This is a genomic window from Paraburkholderia nemoris (assembly GCF_905221015.1).
GTDB classification, from domain to species: Bacteria; Pseudomonadota; Gammaproteobacteria; order Burkholderiales; family Burkholderiaceae; genus Paraburkholderia; species Paraburkholderia nemoris.
In genome coordinates, this window is sequence record NZ_CAJNBO010000018.1 from 13,214 (window position 1) to 34,773 (window position 21,560).

Consider the following 21,560-nt stretch of genomic DNA (forward strand, 5'->3'; position numbering starts at 1 on the left):
GGCGTGCTGTGCAGGCTTTTCTCACCGCTCAAAACGCGTGCCGCAACCCCACCATGCCGACGAATTGCGACGGCCCCGACGACGGCGTCGTATTTTGCGAGTCGCCGACCACAGCCACTGCGTCAGTGATACTCGTGCCCGTGCTGCCCGCCGCGACCAGGGTCTTGCCGCGCGCATGCTGATACGCCTCCAGTGCGTATAGCGTGGTGCGGGCGGAGAGGTTGTACGTCTGCTCGAGCGAGACCTGCTGATAGCGCGCGGCATCGCTGATGCCATTCGCTTTGCTCGCCTGCGTGTAGCTGTAGCCGGCGCCGACCGTCACGGCCGGCGTGATCCGGTACGTGGAAATCACGCCGTACGTATTGAATACGCCCTCGTCGGTGAAGAACGAGCCGTTGCCCGGCGCGTACTGCACGTTCGAATAGTTCACACCGACCATCAGGTCCTGGTGGGTGTAGCGCGCCGCCGCGGCGAACAACTGCGCGCTGCGTGCCGTCGCATAACCGCTGTTTACCGGCGAGTTGACCGCATAGCTGCCGAGTGCCTGGCTCGTCGCGATGTCTTTCAGTTTCAGGTAGCCCACCGCGATCGCGAACGGCTGGTAGTCGTAGCGAGCCGCTGCGCTGAACTGGCTGCCGTTGGCCACGCTGCCCGGCACACCGCCCAGGCCGTACTGCGCGCTGAATTGCAAACCGGCGAGGTTCGGCGAAAGATAGGTAACCGAATTGTTGAGGCGTAACGTGGTGTCGAGCGCATCGAGGTCGCCCGGATGCGCACCTGTCGCGCCTGTTAATACGCCCGTCGGCCCGAGTGCGCCGACCATCTGGAAGTAGGGCGTGTACTGGCGGCCGAGTGTCACCGTTCCGTACCGGTCGTTGTTGAGCCCGACATACGCTTGCCGATTGAAAATGAAGCCTGCGCTGCTCTGCGCGCCAGTCAGCGAGTTAAAGCCGCTTTCAAGCCTGAAAATCACCTTCGTGCCGCCGCCAATATCTTCAGCACCGAGCAGGCCGAACTTGCTCGCCTGCAGGTTGCCCTGGCTCATGTAGAAGTTGGAGTGTCCCTTCTGGTTGCTGGCATAGGTGAACGCGTTGTCGACGACGCCGTACAGCGTAACGCTGCTTTGCGCCGACGCGCCGCTTGATAGCACGACGCCCGCAAACGGCAGGCACGAGAGGACGAGTGCGCGTGTACGCGCGCGCTTCAATGAGTTCATGGCTAGCGGGTCTCCGGATCGGATAGGGAATCGTTGGTCTTCAGGTCGGTGATGCATGCTGTGTTAGTGGGCGATGGCAATCGTCAGGCATCGCCAGCCGTCGGCGGTGTGGTCGGCCACCAGCGCGCCGTCGATGCAGACGGCCGCGCGCGTGTCATCCTTGGGCACGAGCAGTCGAACTTCCTGCTGCGGTTGCTGGACCCAGCCTTCCCGCACGATTGAAATGCGCAGCGTGCTCACATCGCTTGTAATCGTGACGTCCCAGCGGCCTTGCGTACCTGTGCGCCAGGCTTCGCTTTCACCGTCGTCTTCGACGCAGCCGCCGCGAGCGATGCCTGCGCCGGCGTGCGGCAACGCGATGAACGCACGTTCGTCGGCGGGACGGCCGAAGTGTTGTTCAGCGATGTTCAGCGGAATCACGCTGCCTTCGCGCAGCAAGGCCACCGGCTGCTCAAATGGGGCAGGCAGGGTCACCGTCTGACCGCCTTCGAACACCTCGCCGCTCCAGTACGACGCCCAACGTGCACCGGTCGGCAGATAGACGTCGCGCGTCGACTGGGCCGCCTCGACCACCGGTGCAACCAGCATCGAGGAGCCCAGCATCATGTCGTCGCCATCCGCGAGGCAGCGCGGATCGTGCGGAAACTCCGCGAACATGGGGCGCAGCACCGGCTCGTACGCGCTGTGCGATTGCCATAGCAATTCGTAGAGGTAGGGAATCAGCCGGTAGCGCAGTTTGATCAGCGCTGCGACCTGCTGCGTGACCTCGGGATGCATCCACGGCTCATTGACCGTGCCGTCGTCGTTCCAGGAATGAATGCTGAAGCGCGGCAGGAAGATGCCGAAGGCCACCCAGCGGACGAACAACTCCGGAGCGGGCGCCGGACCCGAGAATCCGCCGATATCGTGGCCGCTGTTCGACACGCCGGACATGGCGAGCCCGAGGCCCATCTTCAGATTGAAACGCAGCGTTTCCCACGAGGTGTAGTTGTCGCCGGACCAGGTTTGCACATAGCGTTGCATCCCGACGCCGCCGGAGCGGGACACGAGGAATGGCCGGCGGTCGGGCGCGTATTCGCGCTGCGCGTCGTGCGATGCGCGCATCATCAATTGCGTTTGCAGTACCTTCGCCTCGCGCGCGGGATACGGTTGGCCGAAGCCTTGGGCAATTGCGTTGGGCGACCAGATTTCGAATTCGTTGTTGTCATTCCAGGTGGCGGCAATGCCGTGCTTCAACAGGCTGTCTTTCACGCGTGCTTTCCACCAGTCGATGGTGGCGGGATTCGTGAAGTCCAGATAGGCGCCGACTTCGTCCCAGAACTGCACCCAAGCCGGATCGCCGTCACTCGACGCGATCAGCAAACCGGCGCGCGCCACTTCGTCGAAGGCCGGATGGTCCTGCAACAGGCAGGGCTTGATGTTCGCGCACAGACGCACGCCATGCTCGAGATAACCTCGCACAAAGCCGTCGATGTCCGGAAACTTCTCGTGGTTCCAGTTGAACACGTAACGCTTCGGACCGATCGAGGTATAGCCCGACGACAGATGGAACGAATCGCACAGCACGTCGTGCTCGCTGCACCGTTCGATGAACTCGCCCATGCGCTGCTGCGCGTCCGGCGCGTCTGTGTAGCTCATCGTCGAGCCGGAGTAGCCGAGTCCCCATTTCGGCATCCAGGCCGGACGCCCGGTCAGCCACGTAAAGCGGCGCACCGCGTGCAAGGGCGTGCCCGCCGATGCGATGAAGTAGTAGTCGAGATCGCCATGCTCGGCGACAAAGTGCCGGTAGTGCCCGTGATAGTTGTCGAGCTCGCGGCCCATGTCGAAGCGGCAGTCGGCAAGCGTGTCGTAGAACAGGCCGAATCCCGTGGCGCTTTCCGGCTGCCACGTCACGTAGAAGGGGATGTGCTTGTAGAGCGGATCGGTCGTGCGCGCGCTATAACCCATCGCGTCGATATTGCGCATTTCGTAGGACTGGTCCGCGTGATTCAGCGATCCGGCGCGCTCGCCGAGACCCACATACATTTCGTCCTTGCGACGCTCGATGTAGTGGTACACGCGCTCGTCCCACCAGCCGAAGTTGTACGCCTGCGTCTTCCGATCGCTCATCACGCGATGCCACGTCGAGTCGTGCAGGATGTCCCACGTGCAGAATCCGCCGTCTAGCGTGACGGTCAAACGGATACGTGCCGTTTCGACCACGACGTGCCCGGCGTCGCTTGAAAGCGTGAATGGCTGCGGGGCGAAGCCGCTCATGTCACGGCGATCACGGCCTTCGAGCGGAACGTCGTCAGCACCTGGCGCTATGGACCAGGTCCGCGGACCATGCGTTTCGCCGTCCGGCAGCACGAGTACCCGGATGATGTCGTCGGCGAGAACGAACAGTTCGATCCGGCAGTTGTCCTGCGTGCTGAGCACGACGTGGTTACCGGTATGGGAAGACAGTGAAAAATGCGGCGGGTGCTTCAGATTCGTCAGTGAACGCATGATGGGTCTTCGAGTGAGGTCACGCAGCAGGGCTGGCGTTGTTGTCGACTTGGTGCGGACGGGCGTCGCGTTTGACGCCGCGCATCAGAATGATCAGCAGCGTGGCGCCGATGAGATCGAACGCGCCGAGGGCGCCGAAGAGCGGCGTGTAGCCGATCGTATCGGCCAGCGCGCCCACTAGTAACGAAAAGCCCAGGCCGCCGATCCACGCGGACATCCCGGCAAATCCGGCGACGGTGCCGACTTCGCTGGGGTCGAAGACGTCGGCTGCCAAGGTGTTGACGAGCGCCGAGATCATCTGATGCGCGAAGCCGCCCACGCAGAAGAGCGCGATCGCCTGATACGGTGAGGCGACGAGGCCGATACAGGCCGGTCCGAGCATCATGAAAGCGCCGAGCACGACACCGGCGATGCGCGAGCCGATCAGCGGGATGCGCAAATGCTTCATCAGGAACGGCGACAGGTAGCCGCCGAAGAGGCCGCCGAGGTCGGCGGCAAGAAATGGCAGCCACGCAAACATCGCGATCTGCTTCAGATCCATGTGGCGTTGCGTCGCGAGGTAAAGCGGAATCCAGAAGCTGAACGTTTGCCACGCCGGTTCGGCGAAGAAGCGCGCTTGCGCGATCGCCCAGAAGCGGCGCGTACGGAGGACTTCGCGGATGCTGCGCCGTTGCGGCGCGCCCGGGGTTTGTCCGCTGACGATCGTCTCGCGCTCGGCCGCACTGATGCGCGCGTGATCGGCCGGCGAGCGATACAGCACATACCAGGCGGCAGCCCAGACGAAGCCGAGCGCACCGGTCACCGCAAACGCGCTTTGCCAGCCATATCTCAGCGACAGGAAGACGACGAGAGGCGGGGCGAGCAGCGAACCGAGCGAGGTGCCCGCATTGAAGTAGCCCACCGCCACGGATTTCTCACGATTGGGAAACCATTCGGCGACCACCTTCATGCCTGCCGGGATGGCGACGGCCTCAGTCAAGCCCATGAGTCCGCGCAAGGCCGCAAGCGATAGCCAGCCGGTCGCGAAACCGTGCAGCACGCCCGTCAGCGACCAGAGGCAGGCGAACAGCGCAAAGCCGAGCCTCAGGCCGATCAGGTCGATGATCAGGCCGCATACCGGCTGCATGATCGTATAGCCGACCTGGAACGCACCGACTACATACGAGTACTGCTTGGTGCTCATGTGCAACAGTTGCGTCAACTGAGGCGCCATCACACCGAGGGCGTTGCGCGACAGATAGTTGACGATCGTCCCGGCACACACGAGCGCGATGATCCACCAGCGCAAACCAATGATTGTTTTCAAAATCTGTCTCCGTACCCAATGTGTCCGCTGACTGGCCGCTGGACGGCAAGCATGCGCGAATTCGAACATTTATCTGCGTTTAGTGTCAGTCATCGTATCACTGGCAGCGCCGTCGGATACTAGGGAAAACCATGGGTTAAGTGGTTGAGTTGGTTGAAATATCTATTGAATTAGGCCTTTGTTACCCCGTTTGGTTGGTAATGAGGTCGGACGACCGCTGACTTCTAAACTTTGTTTAAATGTTCTTTCGAACATCCAATGTTCGTTTTGCTGGCCTTCGCGAATGAGTGTGGTTGGGCCGGGGCGATCGCGGCGGAGGGGGCAGGTGGTGAGGTGGCTTGGACGGGAGGCGATGCTTCTCGACGCCACGCCGTCTTGCGATTCGATATGAATTGCGCCTACGGGGCGGCGCGAACGCGCGGGAAGGCAGGGGCGATTGAGGCGGATGGAGCGGACGGGTTTTGCAGTCAGGTCAGGCCCGCCACGTGCCGTAAGAATGATTCGACATCCTACTGATTTGAGTGCGCCGCCATTGCCGCGGCTACAGAGCGGATCGTGAAGCCGGCGACCGGATGACCAGGCACGCGCGAAAGCGGCGGCCAGAATTACCCCGCAGCGGCGAGGGCGGTGAACGATGAGCAACTTGCCCGCAGACGAGCGACTAACCGGCCAACAAACAAGGCGGCCCGATTACACCGCCACCACTTTTTCACCAAACCTTTGTCCAATGTAACGAGACGTAACGAGGCGGCCACCCGTGCGATGTTGTGCATCAGTTATTACAAAGTTGAAATACGCGGACGGCTGCCTTGCGCTATATTTCGGCCAACAACACACATTCTTCAAAAGGGTGATCAATGAAGTCCGCACGTCTTGTTCCACTTCTGATCGGGGTTCTCGGGTTGGCTGCGTCGGGTGCTGCAATGGCCGGCGGGCTCAACATTGGTGTCAATATCGGCATTCCCGCGCCGGTCTACGTGGCGCCGGCTCCGGTCTACGCACCGCCGCCGCCCCCGCCGCCTCCCGTCGTCTATCAACCGGCTCCCGTGTACTACGGCGGCCCGGCGATCGTCATCGGTTGGCACGGCGACCGATACTGGGACGGCCGCCGCTACTGGGCGCGTGACGATTGGTATCGGCATCATCCCCCGGGCCGCTACGATTACGGCCGTGACCACTACGACAATCGTCGCGGCTGGCACTAAGCCATCAAAAAGCCACGGTTGACCCGTTGAAAAAAACCGCCCCCAGAAGGGCGGTTTTTTTTGTGCTCGCGAAACCTGCGGGCTGAGTCGAAAACGCCGATTCAACTCCGCAAGCCGGTCAGCAGGACGCGCTTGTCAGCGGGGACACCCATGAATTCTCCCAATGAGGTCTGCGCACCACGCACGCAAACGTCTTGCAGATGAGATGTGCGGATTGCGCAGTTTTATTGGGTAGAATTCCCTCACACCGCAATTGCCTACTGACCAACAAGGCCCTTATGACAACTGGCTCGCGATGGGTTCAAACGCCTCGTGCACTTTGGTGCAGCGTGATTCACAGGCTATCGCGTGTCGGTCTACCGGTTGTGCCGCGCTCCTCGCGCTCGGCGTGCGCTGTTGCGCTGTGCGGCGTGTCGCTCCTCGCCGGTTTGCTCGTCGCGCCCGAGGCCCAGGCGGTCTATGCGATTGCGCAATACGGCGAGCCGAAATATCCCGCGGATTTCAAGCACTTCGATTACGTCAACCCGGATGCGCCAAAGGGAGGCACGCTGGTGCTGGCCAATCCGAGCCGGCTTACCAGCTTCGATAAATTCAATCCGTTCACACTGCGCGGCAATCCCGCACCGGGCGTCGACCTGATGTTCGAGAGCCTGACCATCGGCAGTAGCGACGAAGTGGCGTCCGCCTATGGCCTGCTCGCTGACGACATCAAGATCACGCCCGACGGCCTGTCGACCACATTTCACATCAACCCGCGCGCGCGCTTTTCGAACGGCGATCAGGTCACGGCGGACGACGTCAAGTTTTCGCTCGACACGCTGAAAAGCCCGCAGGCCGCGCCGCAATTCGCATCGATTTTTGGCGAGATCACGCGAGCAGTGGTTGTTGATCCCCATACGATCCGTTTCGAGTTTCATCAACGCAATCGCGAGTTGCCGTTGCTCGTGGGCAGCATGCCGGTGTTTTCGCGTAAGTGGGGGATGAAGCCGGACGGCAGCCGCATCGCGTTCGACCAGTTGGCGTTCGAGAAGCCGATCGCAAGCGGCCCCTATCTGATCGATCAGTACGAGAACGGCCGCACGATTGCTTACCGACGTGATCCGAATTATTGGGGTGCGACGTTGCCGGTGCGGGTCGGCATGAACAATTTCGATCGGATCGTCTACAAGCTGTATTCGGATAGCACCGCGCGGCTCGAGGCGTTCAAGGCCGGCGAGTACGACGCACTGGTCGAGTATGTCGCGCGCAATTGGGTGCGGCGCGACGTCGGCAAGAAGTTCGATAGCGGCGAGCTGATCAAACGGGAATTCCCGCAACATAACGGCACCGGCATGCAAGGCTTCGTGCTCAACACACGGCGGCCATTGTTTCAGGACGTGCGGGTGCGCAAGGCGCTCGATCTCGCACTCGACTTTCAGTGGCTGAACCGGCAACTGTTCTTCAATCAGTACACGCGCATCGACAGTTTCTTCGCCAATACGGAATTGCAGGCGAAGGGCATGCCAACGCCTGGCGAGTTGGCGCTGCTCGACCCGTGGCGCGCCAAACTTGATCCGGCCGTATTCGGTCTGCCGCCAAAGCAGCCCGACACCGATCCGCCGGGCTCGCTGCGCGCCAATCTGCTGCAAGCGCGCGCGTTGTTGCAGCAAGCCGGATGGACCTATCGTGACGGCGCATTGCGCAACGCCAAAGGCGAGCCATTCCAGTTCGAGATTCTTGACGATTCCGGCTCGTCCGCGCAGTTTGAGCCGATCGTCGCGACCTTCATTCGCAATCTTCAGAAACTCGGCATCACCGCGACGTTTCGCGTATCCGACTTCGCGGTCTATCAGAAACGGCTCGACGCATTCGACTTCGACACGACCACGATCCGCATGGCGGATGTGCAGGTGCCCGGCTCGGAGCAGATCGACCGTTTTGGTAGCAAGGCCGCGGACACCAACGGTTCGGACAATGTGATCGGGGTGAAGTCGCCGGCCGTCGACGCGATCCTGAGCGCGCTCGTGCATGCGCAGACGCGCGAGCAACTGATCGACGCGACGCACGCGCTCGACCGCGTGCTGATGCATGGCTACTATGTGATTCCGCAGTGGTATAGCGCTTCGCACCGGGTGGCGTTCAAGCGCGGTCTCGCCTGGCCGAAGACGCTGCCTCTGTACTATGGCGCGGAAGGCTGGATCACGTCGATGTGGTGGTATGCACAGCCGCAAGCGCCGCAAGCACAGTCGAACTGAACGCGTCCATTCATTCACCGCCTTCGCACCGGAAACGACGCCATGTGGAGCTACATCCTCAAACGCCTGCTGTTGATGATCCCGACCTTGCTCGGCGTGCTGACGCTGACCTTCGTTGTGATCCAGTTTGTTCCGGGCGGCCCGGTCGAGCAGATGCAGCACGAGCTGCGCAAAGGCGCGGAAAACGGCGCGCCGTTCGGCCTGCGCACGCATACCGGTGTCGACGCGCAGCAGATCGCGCAGCTGAAAGTGCTGTATGGCTTCGACAAACCGCCGCTCGAGCGCTACGTCCTGATGCTCAAACGCTTCTCGACGTTCGACCTTGGCCAAAGCTATTTCCGCCACCAGAGCGTGTGGTCGCTGATCGTTTCGAAGTTACCGGTGTCGATCAGCATCGGCTTATGGACGTTCTTTCTGACGTATCTGATATCGGTGCCGTTGGGCATCGCCAAAGCGGTGCGCAACGGTTCGCGCTTCGATATCGCGACGAGCCTCGTCGTGCTGGTCGGCTATGCGATTCCGGGCTTTGTGCTCGGCGTGCTGCTGCTGGTGCTGTTCGGCGGCGGCAGTTTCCTGCAGTTGTTCCCGCTGCGCAATCTCACTTCGGATAACTGGGCGCAATTGAGTCTTGGCGGCAAGATCGTCGACTATCTGTGGCACATCACGTTGCCGATCACGGCCTCGGTGGTGGGCAGTTTCGCGGTCGTCACGATGCTGACGAAAAATGCCTTCCTCGACGAAATACGCAAGCAATACGTGCTGACCGCGCGCGCCAAAGGTTTGTCGGAAAAGCGCGTGCTGTGGAAGCATGTGTTTCGTAACGCGTTGCTCCCGTTGATCGTCGGCTTCCCGGCGGCGTTCATCGGTGCGTTTTTCACCGGCAGTCTGCTGATCGAGACGCTGTTTTCGCTCGATGGACTTGGCCTGCTGTCGTACGAATCGGTGGTGCGGCGGGACTATCCGGTCGTGCTCGGCACGCTCTATCTCTTCACGTTGATTGGTCTTGCGACCAAGCTGATTTCCGATCTCTGCTATGTGTGGGTCGATCCCCGCATCCAATTCGAACAACTGGAGCGCTGATGAATCGAGCCCGTCTTTCAACCGATGCGGCGGCGCGCACCGAACCGGTTCGCGCGTTCGTGTCACCTACGCCCGCGCGCCGCGTCTGGCAGCGTTTTCGCCAGCAGCGTCTTGGCTATTGGAGTTTGATCATCTTCGTCGTCGCGTTTGCCGCGAGCCTTGCCGGGCCGCTGTGGTCGAACGACAAGCCGCTCGTAGTGCGCTACGAAGGGCAGTTGTATTTTCCGATGTTCAAGACCTACGCGGAGACCACCTTCGGCGGCGACTTCCCAACGCCCGCCGATTATCTCGATCCGTATATCAAGCATCGCTTCGACACGCCGGGTAATTTCGCTGTGTACCCGCCGAACCGCTACTACTACGACACGCTGAATTACTTCTCGAAGGCACCGAACCCGGCGCCGCCGTCGCGCGATAACTGGTTCGGTACCGACGACCGTGGCCGCGATCTCTTCGCGCGTCTTCTGTACGGGTTTCGCGTGTCGGTGGAATTCGCGCTGGTGCTCACCTTGATCGGCACGGTGCTCGGGATTGCAGCAGGCGCCGTTCAGGGTTACTTCGGAGGACGTATCGACATCATTGGGCAGCGCCTGATCGAAATCTGGAGCGCCATGCCGGAGCTTTACCTGTTGATCATTTTCTCGTCGATCTTCGAGCCGGGGTTCATTCTGCTGATTGTGCTGCTGTCGCTGTTCGGCTGGATCGGGTTGTCCGATTACGTACGCGCGGAGTTTCTGCGCAACCGTCATCAGGACTATGTGCGTGCGGCTCGAGCGATGGGGCTCTCGAACTGGCAGATCATGTGGCGCCACGTCTTGCCCAACAGTCTGACGCCGGTGATCACGTTTCTGCCGTTCCGCATGAGCGGCGCGATTCTCGCGCTTACCAGCCTCGACTTTCTCGGCCTCGGCGTGCCGTCGCCGACCCCGAGTCTCGGCGAGCTGCTCGCGCAAGGCAAAGCGAATCTCGACGCGTGGTGGATCTCGCTGTCCACGTTCGGTGTGCTGGTTGCGATGCTATTGCTGCTGACGTTCATGGGCGACGCGCTGCGCAACGCGCTAGACACGCGCATATCCGATGCCATGCGCGCAGGAGGCAACCAGTGAGCGCCATGGTACAGAACGACGCAAAACAGGCTGTGACGCCGCCGCTGCTGGAACTCGATCATCTGCATGTGACCTTCGGCGACACGGTCGCGGTGAACGACGTGACGCTCGCGATTCAACGCGGCGAGCGGGTCGCGCTGGTCGGCGAATCGGGCTCGGGCAAGAGCGTGACCGCGCTGTCGATCCTGCGTCTGTTGAGCGACGCGCAGGTGAGCGGGTCGATCCGTTTCGATGGGCAGGATCTGCTTGCGAAAAGCGAGCGTGAGATGCGCGGCATGCGCGGCTCGGACATCGCGATGATCTTCCAGGAACCGATGACGGCCCTCAATCCGCTCTATACGGTCGGTGACCAGATTGCGGAGACGATCGTTGTGCACGACGGCGTCACGGCGAACGAGGCGCGCAAGCGCGCGGTGGCGTTGCTGGGGCGCACGGGCATCGCCGAGCCCGGCAAGCGGGTGAACAGCTATCCGCATCAGCTCTCGGGCGGTCAGCGGCAGCGCGCGATGATCGCGATGGCGCTCGCGTGCCGCCCACGCCTGTTGTTGGCCGACGAGCCGACAACGGCACTCGACGTGACGATCCGCGCGCAGATCGTCGAGCTGCTGCTGGAACTGCAACGCGACGAAGCCGAGAAACGCGGCATGGCCGTGCTGCTGATCACGCACGACCTGAATCTGGTGCGCCATTTCGCGCAACGCATCGCGGTGATGGAGCAGGGCGTACTCGTGGAAAGCGGGTCGGTCGAGCAGGTGTTCGAGTCGCCGCAGCATCCGTACACGCAACGTCTGCTGGCGAGCCGCCCACAACGCACGGTGGTGCCGGTGCTGCCGATCTCGCCGGTGCTGCTGGAAGCACGCGATGTCTCAGTCGATTTCAAAACGAAGCTGCCGGGCTTGAGCGGCTGGTTTCGCTCGGGGCACTTTCGCGCAGTCGCCGATGCGAACGTGTCGGTGCGCCAGGGCGAGACACTGGGGATCGTCGGCGAATCGGGTTCGGGTAAATCGACTTTGGCAATGGCCCTGCTCGGCCTGCAACGCACGGTGCACGGCGAGATCGAGTTTCAGGGCAGGGCGCTCGGCAGCTATCGCGGCGCCGAACAGACCGCCTTACGGTCGAATATGCAAGTTGTCTTTCAGGACCCGTTCAGCTCGCTTTCGCCGCGGCAAACCATTGAGCGGATCGTCGGCGAAGGGCTCGCGCTGCACCGGCCGCAAATGAGTCAGCAGGCGCGGCGCGACAAGGTGGTGTCGGTCCTGCGCGAAGTCGGCTTGGACCGCACGGTGTTGTACCGCTATCCGCATGAGTTCTCCGGCGGCCAGCGTCAGCGGATTGCGATCGCGCGCGCTCTGGTGCTGGAGCCGCGCATCCTGATCCTCGATGAGCCGACCAGCGCGCTCGACGTGTCGATCCAGCAGCAGGTGCTGAAACTGCTCGCCGGGTTGCAACAGAAGTACAACCTCGGCTTCGTTTTCATCAGTCACGATCTGGCTGTAATCGGGGCGATGGCGCATCGTGTCGCGGTCATGCAAAACGGATCGATCGTCGAAAGCGGTGACGTTGAGCAGATTTTTGCGACACCGGCACACCCTTACACCCGAAAGCTGCTGAAAGCGGCGCTTGACCACTGATTTTGCACTCTTTCACCAATTGGGTGCGTGTCTCGATTGTATTTTTCTATTTGTTTTGACACGTGAATACTTACTGGCTAGTATCGACCAAACTTTTTTCCGTAGCCCACTGATTTTTAGGCAAAAAATACCGACCAATGCAGCACAGAAACCTAACCCAGGCTTGCACGCGCGTCGTCGCCGGGATGTTCATTGGCGTCTTGATGGCAGCAGCTCCCGGCGCGTTCGCCGACGAAGTAAGCAGTTTTAATCAGAATGCCTCATATTCGACCCCCAGCGGGTCGAATTCTTTGTCCCCCCTCAATTCGCAATCGGCCGCGCCTGACAGCGACGGCGGCGCCAAATCGTTCCTGTCCGGCATGGCCGGCAAAGCGGGCGACGTGGTGGTCGGCGCGCTGAACATGATTGGCGTTCGCTACCGTTGGGGTGGTAATACGCCCGATTCGGGGCTCGATTGCAGCGGCTTCGTTCGCTACGTGTTCCAGGACACGCTCGGTATGGCACTGCCGCGCCGCGCCGAGGAAATGAGCCGCGTCGGCGAAAAGGTTCGCGTTAGCGACCTGAAGCCGGGCGATCTGGTGTTCTTCAATACGATGCGCCGCACGTTCTCGCACGTCGGCATCTACATCGGCGACAACAAGTTCGTGCATTCGCCTTCCACGGGCAGCACGATCCGCGTCGACGATATGGATAGCGGGTATTGGGAAAAGCGCTTTACTGGTGCACGCCGGATCGAAACCTCCTATCAGGAAGGCGAAGATCTGCGCAAGCGCGTGAATGCGTCGATCGGCGGCAATCAGTAACTGATTCAGTCCGCACCGGCGGTTTTGGTGCGATAAAAAAGCCTGCTTCGAATGAAGCAGGCTTTTTGCGTTTGGGTGCTTGCCGATGTGGGGCGGAATCTCCCGCGCGATACGCCGGCTTGGGTCGGCGCTGCGTGCGCGAAGACAACTGCAACTGCCACGCGCCGGCCGGTATAACCGGCGCGATCCTGCCGGGTTACACCGCGGCGCGGCTTGCGGCCATCTTGCGTTGCAACTCGGGCATCATCTTCGCCACGGCTTCCTCGCCGGCCAGGATCGCTGCGTTGCGCTGCGAGAAATCACTGCCGCTCATCGCGGCCAGATTCGGCCGGATCACGATGTCGGCGTACTTGTCGAGTTCATAAGCCTTGATCGTCTGGCCCATGATCGTGAAAGTCTGCATCAGAACGTCGAACGAGCTGGCTGTGAGGCCGCTTTCCGGGCGCTGCGAAATGTCCACGGCAATCACAAAATCCGCGCCCATCTTGCGCGCGAATGAGGCTGGCACCGGGCTTACCAGGCCGCCGTCCACATACTCGTGACCGCCGATGTTCACCGGCTCGAAAATCGACGGCACGCTGCATGATGCGCGCACCGCAATGCCGGTGTTGCCGCGCTGGAACAGGATCGGCTGGCCGGTCTTCAGGTCGGTGGCGACCACGCCGAGCGGCTTGGTCATCTTCTCGATCGGACGGTTGTTGAGCGTCGTATTCAGGTAGTTTTGCAGCGCGACGCCTTGCAGAAAGCCGCGCGTGCGAAACGGCATCGCCCAGTCGCTGATCGACGCTTCATCCATGGTCAACGCGAGCTTGTTCAGCGCAAAGCCGTTCATCCCCGAGGCGTATAGCGCGCCGACCACCGAACCCGCGCTGGTGCCGGCCACGAGGTCGACCTGGATATTGCGCGCCTCGAGTGCCTTGATCACGCCGATGTGCGCGAAGCCGCGCGCGGCGCCGCCGCCTAGCGCGAGCCCGACGCGGATCGGCCGCTGCGGTTTGTCGAGCGGTGGCGGGTTGACTGTGGGCGCGGTGGCGACCGGCGTGCTATCGGTCTTGCTGCCGCCGGTCGTGGTGCAGGCAGCGAGCAGCGCGGAGGCGGCCGCCAACGAGAAGTTGCGACGGGCGAGGCGAGGGGATGACGGTTTCAACGGGTTCTCCAGCAACGGCAGGGGCGGCGCGCTCGGCGCAACCGGTGCCGCGATCAGGCGGATAGTCAAACGGACGGAATGGCCGCTGGCGATTCCATGCGCTGTGGTTCTATCCCCACCCGCAGCGCGCGCACATCATAAATCAAAGCTCCGGGCACGCGTCGCTCCGGTAATGAAACGTTGCAGTGGAAACGCTCAGGCCTCCCGTGGCGCGCTTCCCGCGCGTCTTGTGCGCTGCCACTGGCCATTCGGACGAGGGCAGGCACCGCGTGTTCGGAAGGTATAATTCGGCTCTTGAATTTATTTCCTTCGTGTCTGTGCAAGGCAGCTTTCTGCTGCATGGACGCGGTCCGCTGCCGCGCTTCACTGGCAATGTTCGCCACGGCGCCGGCGCCTGTCTTCCGAGTAACCGCTAATGACCACCTCCGTCCGTACCCGTTTCGCACCGAGTCCCACCGGCTTCATCCACCTCGGCAACATTCGCTCCGCGCTTTATCCGTGGGCGTTCGCGCGCAAGATGAAAGGGACCTTCGTGCTGCGGATCGAGGACACCGACGTCGAGCGTTCCAGTACCGAAGCGGTCGACGCCATTCTCGAAGGTATGGAATGGCTCGGCCTCGATATCGACGAAGGCCCGTTCTACCAGATGCAGCGCATGGACCGTTATCGCGAAGTGCTCAAGCAGATGCAGGACGCGGGGCTCGTGTACCCGTGCTACATGTCGACGGAAGAACTGGACGCCCTGCGCGAACGCCAGCGCGAGGCCGGCGAAAAGCCGCGCTATGACGGCACGTGGCGCCCGGAACCCGGCAAGGTCCTGCCGGAGCCGCCGGCCGGCGTGCAGCCCGTGCTGCGCTTTCGCAACCCGCTCTCTGGCGTAGTCGCGTGGGACGACGCTGTGAAAGGCCGCATCGAGATCTCGAACGAAGAACTCGACGACCTCGTGATCGCGCGCCCGGACGGCACGCCGACCTACAACTTCTGCGTGGTGGTGGACGATCTTGACATGCGCATCACGCACGTGATTCGCGGCGACGATCACGTGAACAACACGCCGCGTCAGATCAACATTCTGCGTGCGCTCGGCGCCGAGCCGCCGGTCTACGCGCACTTGCCGACCGTCCTGAACGAGCAGGGCGAGAAGATGAGCAAGCGTCACGGCGCGATGAGCGTGATGGGTTATCGCGACGCCGGCTTTCTGCCGGAAGCGGTGGTCAACTATCTGGCGCGTCTGGGCTGGTCGCATGGCGACGCGGAGATTTTTACGCGTGAGCAGTTCGTCGAATGGTTCGATCTGGAGCATCTGGGCAAGTCGCCGGCTCAGTACGACCATGACAAGCTGAACTGGCTCAACGCGCACTACATCAAGGAAGCGGACAACGCGCGCCTTGCCGAGCTCGCCAAGCCTTTCTTCGCCGGGTTGGATATCGACGAAGCCGCTATTGCGCAGGGCGCCGATCTGACGTCGGTGGTGGGCTTGCTGAAGGACCGTGCGTCGACGGTGAAGGAAATCGCCGAAAACGCGGCGATGTTCTATCGCACGCCGGCGCCTGAAGCCGAGGCGCTCGCGCAGCACGTCACGGATGTCGTGCGTCCGGCGCTTGCTGATCTGGCCGCTTCGCTCAAGACGGTCGAGTGGACCAAGGAAGCGATCGCTGCGGCGTTGAAGGCTACGCTTGGTGCGCACAAGCTGAAGATGCCGCAACTGGCCATGCCGGTGCGTCTGCTGGTGGCAGGTACCACGCATACGCCTTCGATCGACAGCGTGCTGATGCTGTTTGGCCGCGATGTTGTCGTGGGTCGTATTGAAAAAGCGTTGGCTTAAGCGCGTTCGCGTTTGCATTGAGAGGGTTTGCATGCGACTTGCGAAAAAAGTCGCATGCAATTGCGCAAAGGGTATTTACAAAGCGCAAATTGGCCTCTAAAATCTCGTTTCTGTTCTGCAAGGGGGGTATAGCTCAGCTGGGAGAGCGCTTGCATGGCATGCAAGAGGTCAGCGGTTCGATCCCGCTTACCTCCACCATCAGAGCAGAGTGAAGTCGTTCCGAAGTCTGGAGCTTGTAGCAAAAAAGACTTCACAAACAGCTGTAACGTAGTTAGAATATCGGTCTTTGCTGCTGACGAAAACGAAGTTAGCGTGAATTAGCAGCAAGATAAAGACAGATCTGAAAAGATTATGTCCCCTTCGTCTAGAGGCCTAGGACATCACCCTTTCACGGTGAGTACAGGGGTTCGAATCCCCTAGGGGACGCCAAACATCAGCGTCGCTTGGTAGTAGTAAAGCAGCGCAGCTTGCAGAGAAAAAACCAACGCTCGCAAGTCATGATAGGCAAACTGGAGTGGTAGTTCAGTTGGTTAGAATACCGGCCTGTCACGCCGGGGGTCGCGGGTTCGAGTCCCGTCCACTCCGCCAGACAAAGCCCGTTCATACAAACCTGAACGGGCTTTTTCATTAAAGGTGTAAGCAGTACGTTGTCCCCTTCGTCTAGAGGCCTAGGACATCACCCTTTCACGGTGAGTACAGGGGTTCGAATCCCCTAGGGGACGCCAGCAACATCGGCGTCGCTCGGTTAGCAGTATGAGCGGTGCAAGTGGCAAATGAGCCAGGCTCATAAGCCACGGTGCAAAAATCTGGAGCGGTAGTTCAGTTGGTTAGAATACCGGCCTGTCACGCCGGGGGTCGCGGGTTCGAGTCCCGTCCGCTCCGCCAGATTTTAAAAAGCCCACTTCGAAAGAAGTGGGCTTTTTTTATTTCCGCAGCCGGTCTGTCTGGGTATCGTCCGGGTATGCTCGGGACAAACAGCCATTGCCAGCGCGCGCGGCCTGTTTTACCGTTGACCCGACTCATCTTCGTCGTTCCACCATGTTCGATCCAACCGAAGCTCCGTCACCGTTTCATCTGCGCCCGGCCAGCATGGACGATTTCGAGTTCGCCGAGGCGCTGACCCGCAATAACATGGGCGGCTACTATCGCCGGCACCATCTGGTGTGGCGTGGCGATCTGTTTCTCGGCAGTTGGCGCGAGTCGGAGAATTTCATTCTCGAAGTGGACGGTACGCCGATCGGTGTGCTGCGCATCACCCAGGAAGGCGATTCGCTGCATATCCGCGACGTGCAGATTGCCGAAGGGCATCGGCGTCTCGGCGCCGGCACGTATCTGCTCGATATGTCGCATCAATGGGCGCGTGAGCGCGGGCTGCGCGAGTTGCAGTTGCGCGTGTTCGTCGACAATCCTGCCGCGCGGCTGTACCAACGCAAGGGGTACAAGCTGGCGGGGCCGCGTCTGGCGCAACTCGGGGCGATCCGTCATCTGGCGCGGCGCGTTTGACGCACTGCGGCGAGTGGCTGGCGGTTACGCTTTACGCCGTCACTTTTGCGCGGTCTCTTCGTCCGCCTCGGTATCGCCGCGATCCCCGCTCTCTACACGATGTTCAGCGCCACGCTCGATGAACGCCCGTGGGCTTTCACCGAATGCCCGCCGGAACATCGCCGAGAACGCACTCTGACTCTGATAGCCCAGCTCTTGCGCTACATGTGAAAGCGGCCGCCCCTGGCTCAACAGCGGAATCGCACGCGCGAGAATGGCCTGCTGACGCCATTGCGAAAAGCTCACGCCCAACTCCTGACGAAACAGCCGCGCAATTGTGCGCGTACTCGCTCCCACGCTCGATGCCCACTGTTCGAGCGACTCGCCATGCGTCGGGTCCGCGATCACGGCCTCGCACAACGCGCGCAAACGCTTTTCGTTCGGCATCGGCACGGATAGCGGGAGCGGCTCCGAACGCGTCAGCTCATCGAGTGCAAGTGCGCCTAGCAACTGTTCGCGCGTCGCCGAAATGCCTGGCGTGTCGAGCGCGGCGATGACTTCGCGCAGCAGATCCGATACTTCGACCACGCGCGGCGTATCCAGTCCGGCCGGGACGGTGCTTTCGGTAATGTAGAGCGTGCGCAGAAACGCATCTTCGACTGCGACCACTTCGTGTGTCACGTGCGGCGGCACCCAGATCGCCCGTGATGGCGGCACCATCCATGTCGTGCCGGTCGTCGCAACCCGCAGCACGCCGCGTGATGCATAGGCCACTTGCGCCCATGCATGCGTGTGTCGCGCGATACGCCAGCCCGAAGGCATCAGCCGCGAGCGCACACGGATCGGATGCGTTTGAGTCGGCTGGAACTCGGGCGGGATGTCGGCGAAGTGGACCTGGCTCGACAGGGCTGAGTCAGTGGACGAATTCATCTTGAAGATCGATCCAATGGATGGAACGCAAAAAACGCAGTGGTGTATGCGCGCAACCTGCAACCCGCATACAGGGAGCGCTCACGCGTAGAGCCATCAAGCGCGGACCTGAGCGCGCGGGCCCAAAGGCGCAGACCCAAAACCACCGCGAGCCTCTCATTGTAGGTGTTACGTCGGAGTCAACGTTGCATAATGTCCCGAGTCCACGGATCCCGAGGAGAAGGTCATGAGCTTTGCAACCGCCGATTTGTGCGACGCACACGAGGACCAACTGGCGCTGGGCACACTGCGCGTGCTCGAACCGGTCTTTCATCTCTTCAGCCGTGCCGAGTGTTTCAGCGGCGAAGCGGTCACGCTAAAGGTGTTCGAAGACAACGCGCTCGTGCGCGCCACGCTCGAGGAGAAGGGCGCTGGTCGCGTGCTGGTAGTCGACGGCGGTGGCAGTCTGCGTTGCGCCCTGGTGGGCGGCAACCTCGCGCAAATCGCCGAGCAGAATGGCTGGGCGGGCATCGTACTGAACGGCTGCGTGCGCGATGCGCTGGAGCTCAATGAAGTCAATGTCGGCGTGGCGGCGCTGACGACCTGCCCACGGCGCGGCCAGAAGCTCGGCACCGGCGAGCGCGACGTGCCGGTGCAATTGCCGGGCACGCTGGTACGTCCGGGCGAATGGATCTATGTGGATATCGACGGCGTGCTGGTGGCGGGCGCGCCGCTGAACTGAATCCCCGGCAACAGCCGGGGTAATCCGAACTCATCATCAAGGAGAGCAAACGACGATGCAGACCGTTTTTGTATACGGCACGTTGCGGGCCGGTGAAGTGAACGACCTGAGAGAGGCTGCGGCGCGCAACGAGATCGCCGCACCGAATCTGCTCGGCACGGCCACGGTGCGCGGCCATCTATTCGACTTCGGCATGTATCCAGGTCTGGTGGTTGACGAAGCGGGCGTGGACGTCACCGGCGACGTCTACGAAATCGACGATGAACTGGTTGCGGTGCTCGACGAGATCGAAGCCGTGTATCCCGGCGTCGAAGATCGATTCCTCGCGCGGGAAGTGATGGTGAAAGTCGACGGTAACGTCGTGAACTGCCGCTTCTATCCGGTCGCGCCGCAAGCGGCGAAGGGCCTGCCGGAAATCAGGTCGGGTGATTGGGTCGAGTACCGCAGCACGCGTTGATAGGTTGTATGGCTGGCCCACGGCGAGCGCGCCGCAGCATAACCAATGCATGACGCGCACATCGCGAGCGCATAACAGGCGCACAACGAGCACACAAAAAAACGGCCCGGCAGGCATACACCTGTCGGGCCGCCCGGTCGGTCAGCCTTGCGACCCAGGCCGCTCTTTCGTCTTGCGTGGCTGCTGAAAGCGGGCTTGGTACGACGTCGTTATTGCTGATGCATGAAGCACAGATGCCTCAGATTTCCTCGTACAGCGGCAGCGTCAGGAAGTCGGTGAACTGCTCCGACGTCGACATCTCTTCGAAGATTTGTGCAGCGCGATCGTACGGCTTCGTATCGCCGCCGACTGCCTGCTTCACCTTGTCGAGCTCTTCTGCCGACAACTCGCGCACCAGCTCGGCCGTGACCTTGCGGCCGTCTTCGAGCTTGCCCTTCGGCGAGCGAATCCATTGCCACACTTGCGAACGCGAGATCTCCGCGGTGGCGGCGTCTTCCATCAGGTTGTGAATCGGCACGCAGCCATTGCCCGCGAGCCACGAACCCAGGTAGTGAATGCCGACGTTGATGTTGTTGCGCAAACCGCCTTCGGTAATCGGCGCTTCTGGACGGAAGTCCGTCAGGTCGGCGGACGTGACGAGCACGTCGTCGCGTTGCTTGCCGATCTGATTCGGCTTGTCGCCGAGCACCTTGACGAATTCTTCCATCGCGATCGGCACGAGACCCGGATGCGCGACCCAGCCACCGTCGTAACCGTCGCCGGCATCGCGCGCCTTGTCCGAGCGCACACCACCCATTGCCTTGTCGTTCGCGGCCGGATCGTTCTTGATCGGAATCAGCGCGCTCATGCCGCCGATTGCCGGCGCATTGCGGCGATGGCAGGTCTTCAGCAACAGCAAAGCGTACGCACGCATGAACGGCGAGGTCATCGTGATCTGCGAGCGGTCCGCGAGACAGAAATCGCGGTCGTTCTTGAACTTCTTGATCGCCGAGAAGATGTAGTCCCAACGGCCGGCATTCAGGCCCGAGCTATGTTCGCGCAGCTCGTACAGGATCTCGTCCATTTCAAACGCGGCGACGATCGTCTCGATCAGCACGGTCGCGCGAATCGTGCCGCGCGGCACGCCGACGGCTTCCTGTGCGGCGAGGAAGATGTCGTTCCACAAACGCGCTTCCAGATGGCTCTCCATCTTCGGCAGATAGAAGTAGGGCGCCGTGCCGCGCGCAAGCTGTTCCTTCGCGTTGTGAACCATGAAGAGTGCGAAATCGAAGATGCCGCCGGAGACGCGCTTGCCGTCAACCGTCACGTGCTTTTCGTCCAGATGCCAGCCGCGCGGACGCACGATCAGCGTGGCGATCTTGTCGTTCAGCGTGTACGACTTGCCGTTCTGTTCGAGCGAAATCGTGCGGCGCACCGCGTCCTTCAGATTGATGTGGCCGGTAATCTGGTTATCCCAGCTCGGCGCATTCGAATCTTCGAAGTCGGTCATGTACGAATCCGCGCCCGAATTCAGCGCGTTGATGATCATCTTGCGCTCGACCGGTCCGGTGATTTCCACGCGGCGGCACTGCAGATCCTGCGGCAGCGGCGCGATCTTCCAGTCGCCTTCGCGCACACTTTTCGTTTCGGCGAGAAAGTCGGGGCGCTCGCCGGCGTCGAGTCGTTTGGTGCGTTCCACACGCGCCTGCAGCAGTTGCTGGCGGCGCGGTTCAAACGTGCGATGCAGCGCGGCGACGAGATCAAGCGCTTCGCGGGTGAGAATTGCTTCGTAGCCCGGCTTGATCTCAGCCGTGATTTCCATGCCCTGCGGCAGCGACAGCGATGATTGCGATGACAGCGGATTCGCCATGGTTTCTCCTTGGTCGGTCAGATTGCAAAGGTGCAAATGTTGAGATGCGGTTGAGTTGCGTCGCGGGATCGAGGTGGTAGC

The 21,560-nt window shown here is 61.5% G+C and carries 16 protein-coding genes and 5 tRNA genes; 15 read left to right on the plus strand and 6 right to left on the minus strand.

Annotation, left to right across the window (positions count from 1 at the left end):
* Positions 1 to 28 precede the first annotated feature (28 nt).
* The 3 genes from KHO33_RS25890 to KHO33_RS25900 form a co-directional block, all read right to left on the minus strand.
* A complete protein-coding gene (locus KHO33_RS25890; RefSeq protein WP_200565813.1) occupies positions 29 to 1,216 on the minus strand; it encodes a porin in 1,188 nt (395 codons plus the stop codon).
* A gap of 63 nt (positions 1,217 to 1,279) precedes the next feature.
* Complete coding sequence (locus KHO33_RS25895) at positions 1,280 to 3,703, minus strand: glycoside hydrolase family 31 protein (RefSeq protein ID WP_200565814.1); 2,424 nt, start codon at positions 3,701 to 3,703, stop codon at positions 1,280 to 1,282.
* 19 nt (positions 3,704 to 3,722) lie between these two features.
* A complete protein-coding gene (locus tag KHO33_RS25900; RefSeq protein ID WP_054041045.1) occupies positions 3,723 to 5,009 on the minus strand; it encodes an MFS transporter in 1,287 nt (428 codons plus the stop codon).
* Positions 5,010 to 5,866: 857 nt separating this feature from the next.
* Here KHO33_RS25900 and KHO33_RS25905 point away from each other — a divergent pair.
* The 6 genes from KHO33_RS25905 to KHO33_RS25930 all read left to right on the plus strand — a co-directional run bounded on the left by KHO33_RS25905 (position 5,867) and on the right by KHO33_RS25930 (position 13,068).
* Positions 5,867 to 6,214 carry a hypothetical protein gene (locus KHO33_RS25905; protein WP_115780276.1) on the plus strand — a complete coding sequence of 116 codons (348 nt, stop codon included), beginning with the start codon at positions 5,867 to 5,869 and terminating at the stop codon, positions 6,212 to 6,214.
* Positions 6,215 to 6,492: 278 nt separating this feature from the next.
* Positions 6,493 to 8,448, plus strand: a complete 1,956-nt coding sequence (locus KHO33_RS25910) for an extracellular solute-binding protein (RefSeq protein WP_200565815.1) — start codon at positions 6,493 to 6,495, stop codon at positions 8,446 to 8,448.
* A gap of 42 nt (positions 8,449 to 8,490) precedes the next feature.
* Positions 8,491 to 9,528 carry a microcin C ABC transporter permease YejB gene (locus tag KHO33_RS25915; RefSeq protein ID WP_054041039.1) on the plus strand — a complete coding sequence of 346 codons (1,038 nt, stop codon included), beginning with the start codon at positions 8,491 to 8,493 and terminating at the stop codon, positions 9,526 to 9,528.
* On the plus strand, positions 9,528 to 10,634 hold the full coding sequence (locus tag KHO33_RS25920) for an ABC transporter permease (protein ID WP_054041037.1): 1,107 nt from the start codon (positions 9,528 to 9,530) through the stop codon (positions 10,632 to 10,634). The genes KHO33_RS25915 and KHO33_RS25920 overlap by 1 nt, the downstream gene beginning before the upstream one ends.
* Before the next feature lie 5 nt (positions 10,635 to 10,639).
* A complete protein-coding gene (locus tag KHO33_RS25925; protein ID WP_200565898.1) occupies positions 10,640 to 12,265 on the plus strand; it encodes an ABC transporter ATP-binding protein in 1,626 nt (541 codons plus the stop codon).
* Positions 12,266 to 12,402: 137 nt separating this feature from the next.
* Positions 12,403 to 13,068 carry a C40 family peptidase gene (locus KHO33_RS25930; protein ID WP_054041036.1) on the plus strand — a complete coding sequence of 222 codons (666 nt, stop codon included), beginning with the start codon at positions 12,403 to 12,405 and terminating at the stop codon, positions 13,066 to 13,068.
* A gap of 196 nt (positions 13,069 to 13,264) precedes the next feature.
* Here the strand turns inward: KHO33_RS25930 and KHO33_RS25935 are convergent, their stop codons facing one another.
* Complete coding sequence (locus tag KHO33_RS25935) at positions 13,265 to 14,215, minus strand: patatin-like phospholipase family protein (protein ID WP_054041061.1); 951 nt, start codon at positions 14,213 to 14,215, stop codon at positions 13,265 to 13,267.
* A 415-nt stretch (positions 14,216 to 14,630) separates the two neighbouring features.
* On the opposite strand from KHO33_RS25935, the gene gltX reads away from it, so the two are divergent.
* The 7 genes from gltX to KHO33_RS25970 all read left to right on the plus strand — a co-directional run bounded on the left by gltX (position 14,631) and on the right by KHO33_RS25970 (position 17,543).
* Positions 14,631 to 16,040, plus strand: a complete 1,410-nt coding sequence (gene gltX, locus KHO33_RS25940) for a glutamate--tRNA ligase (protein WP_200565816.1) — start codon at positions 14,631 to 14,633, stop codon at positions 16,038 to 16,040.
* 122 nt (positions 16,041 to 16,162) lie between these two features.
* A tRNA-Ala gene (locus tag KHO33_RS25945) sits at positions 16,163 to 16,238 on the plus strand.
* 155 nt (positions 16,239 to 16,393) lie between these two features.
* A tRNA-Glu gene (locus KHO33_RS25950) sits at positions 16,394 to 16,469 on the plus strand.
* An 82-nt stretch (positions 16,470 to 16,551) separates the two neighbouring features.
* A tRNA-Asp gene (locus tag KHO33_RS25955) sits at positions 16,552 to 16,628 on the plus strand.
* Between the two features lie 61 nt (positions 16,629 to 16,689).
* Positions 16,690 to 16,765: transfer RNA gene (locus KHO33_RS25960), tRNA-Glu, on the plus strand.
* Between the two features lie 83 nt (positions 16,766 to 16,848).
* Positions 16,849 to 16,925: transfer RNA gene (locus tag KHO33_RS25965), tRNA-Asp, on the plus strand.
* Between the two features lie 153 nt (positions 16,926 to 17,078).
* A complete protein-coding gene (locus KHO33_RS25970) occupies positions 17,079 to 17,543 on the plus strand; it encodes a GNAT family N-acetyltransferase (RefSeq protein WP_054041032.1) in 465 nt (154 codons plus the stop codon).
* 39 nt (positions 17,544 to 17,582) lie between these two features.
* On the opposite strand, the gene KHO33_RS25975 is transcribed toward KHO33_RS25970, so the two are convergent.
* A complete protein-coding gene (locus tag KHO33_RS25975; protein ID WP_200565817.1) occupies positions 17,583 to 18,452 on the minus strand; it encodes an AraC family transcriptional regulator in 870 nt (289 codons plus the stop codon).
* Positions 18,453 to 18,678: 226 nt separating this feature from the next.
* Between KHO33_RS25975 and rraA the strand changes: the two genes are divergently transcribed.
* Both rraA and KHO33_RS25985 read left to right on the plus strand, forming a co-directional pair.
* Entirely contained in the window at positions 18,679 to 19,173 is a 495-nt protein-coding gene (rraA, locus tag KHO33_RS25980; RefSeq protein ID WP_054041028.1) for a ribonuclease E activity regulator RraA, read from the plus strand.
* 55 nt (positions 19,174 to 19,228) lie between these two features.
* Positions 19,229 to 19,630 carry a gamma-glutamylcyclotransferase family protein gene (locus tag KHO33_RS25985; protein ID WP_200565818.1) on the plus strand — a complete coding sequence of 134 codons (402 nt, stop codon included), beginning with the start codon at positions 19,229 to 19,231 and terminating at the stop codon, positions 19,628 to 19,630.
* Between the two features lie 238 nt (positions 19,631 to 19,868).
* On the opposite strand, the gene aceB is transcribed toward KHO33_RS25985, so the two are convergent.
* Positions 19,869 to 21,479 (minus strand): malate synthase A, encoded by a 1,611-nt coding sequence (aceB, locus tag KHO33_RS25990; RefSeq protein WP_200565819.1) that lies wholly within the window; start codon positions 21,477 to 21,479, stop codon positions 19,869 to 19,871.
* Between the last annotated feature and the right edge of the window lie 81 nt (positions 21,480 to 21,560).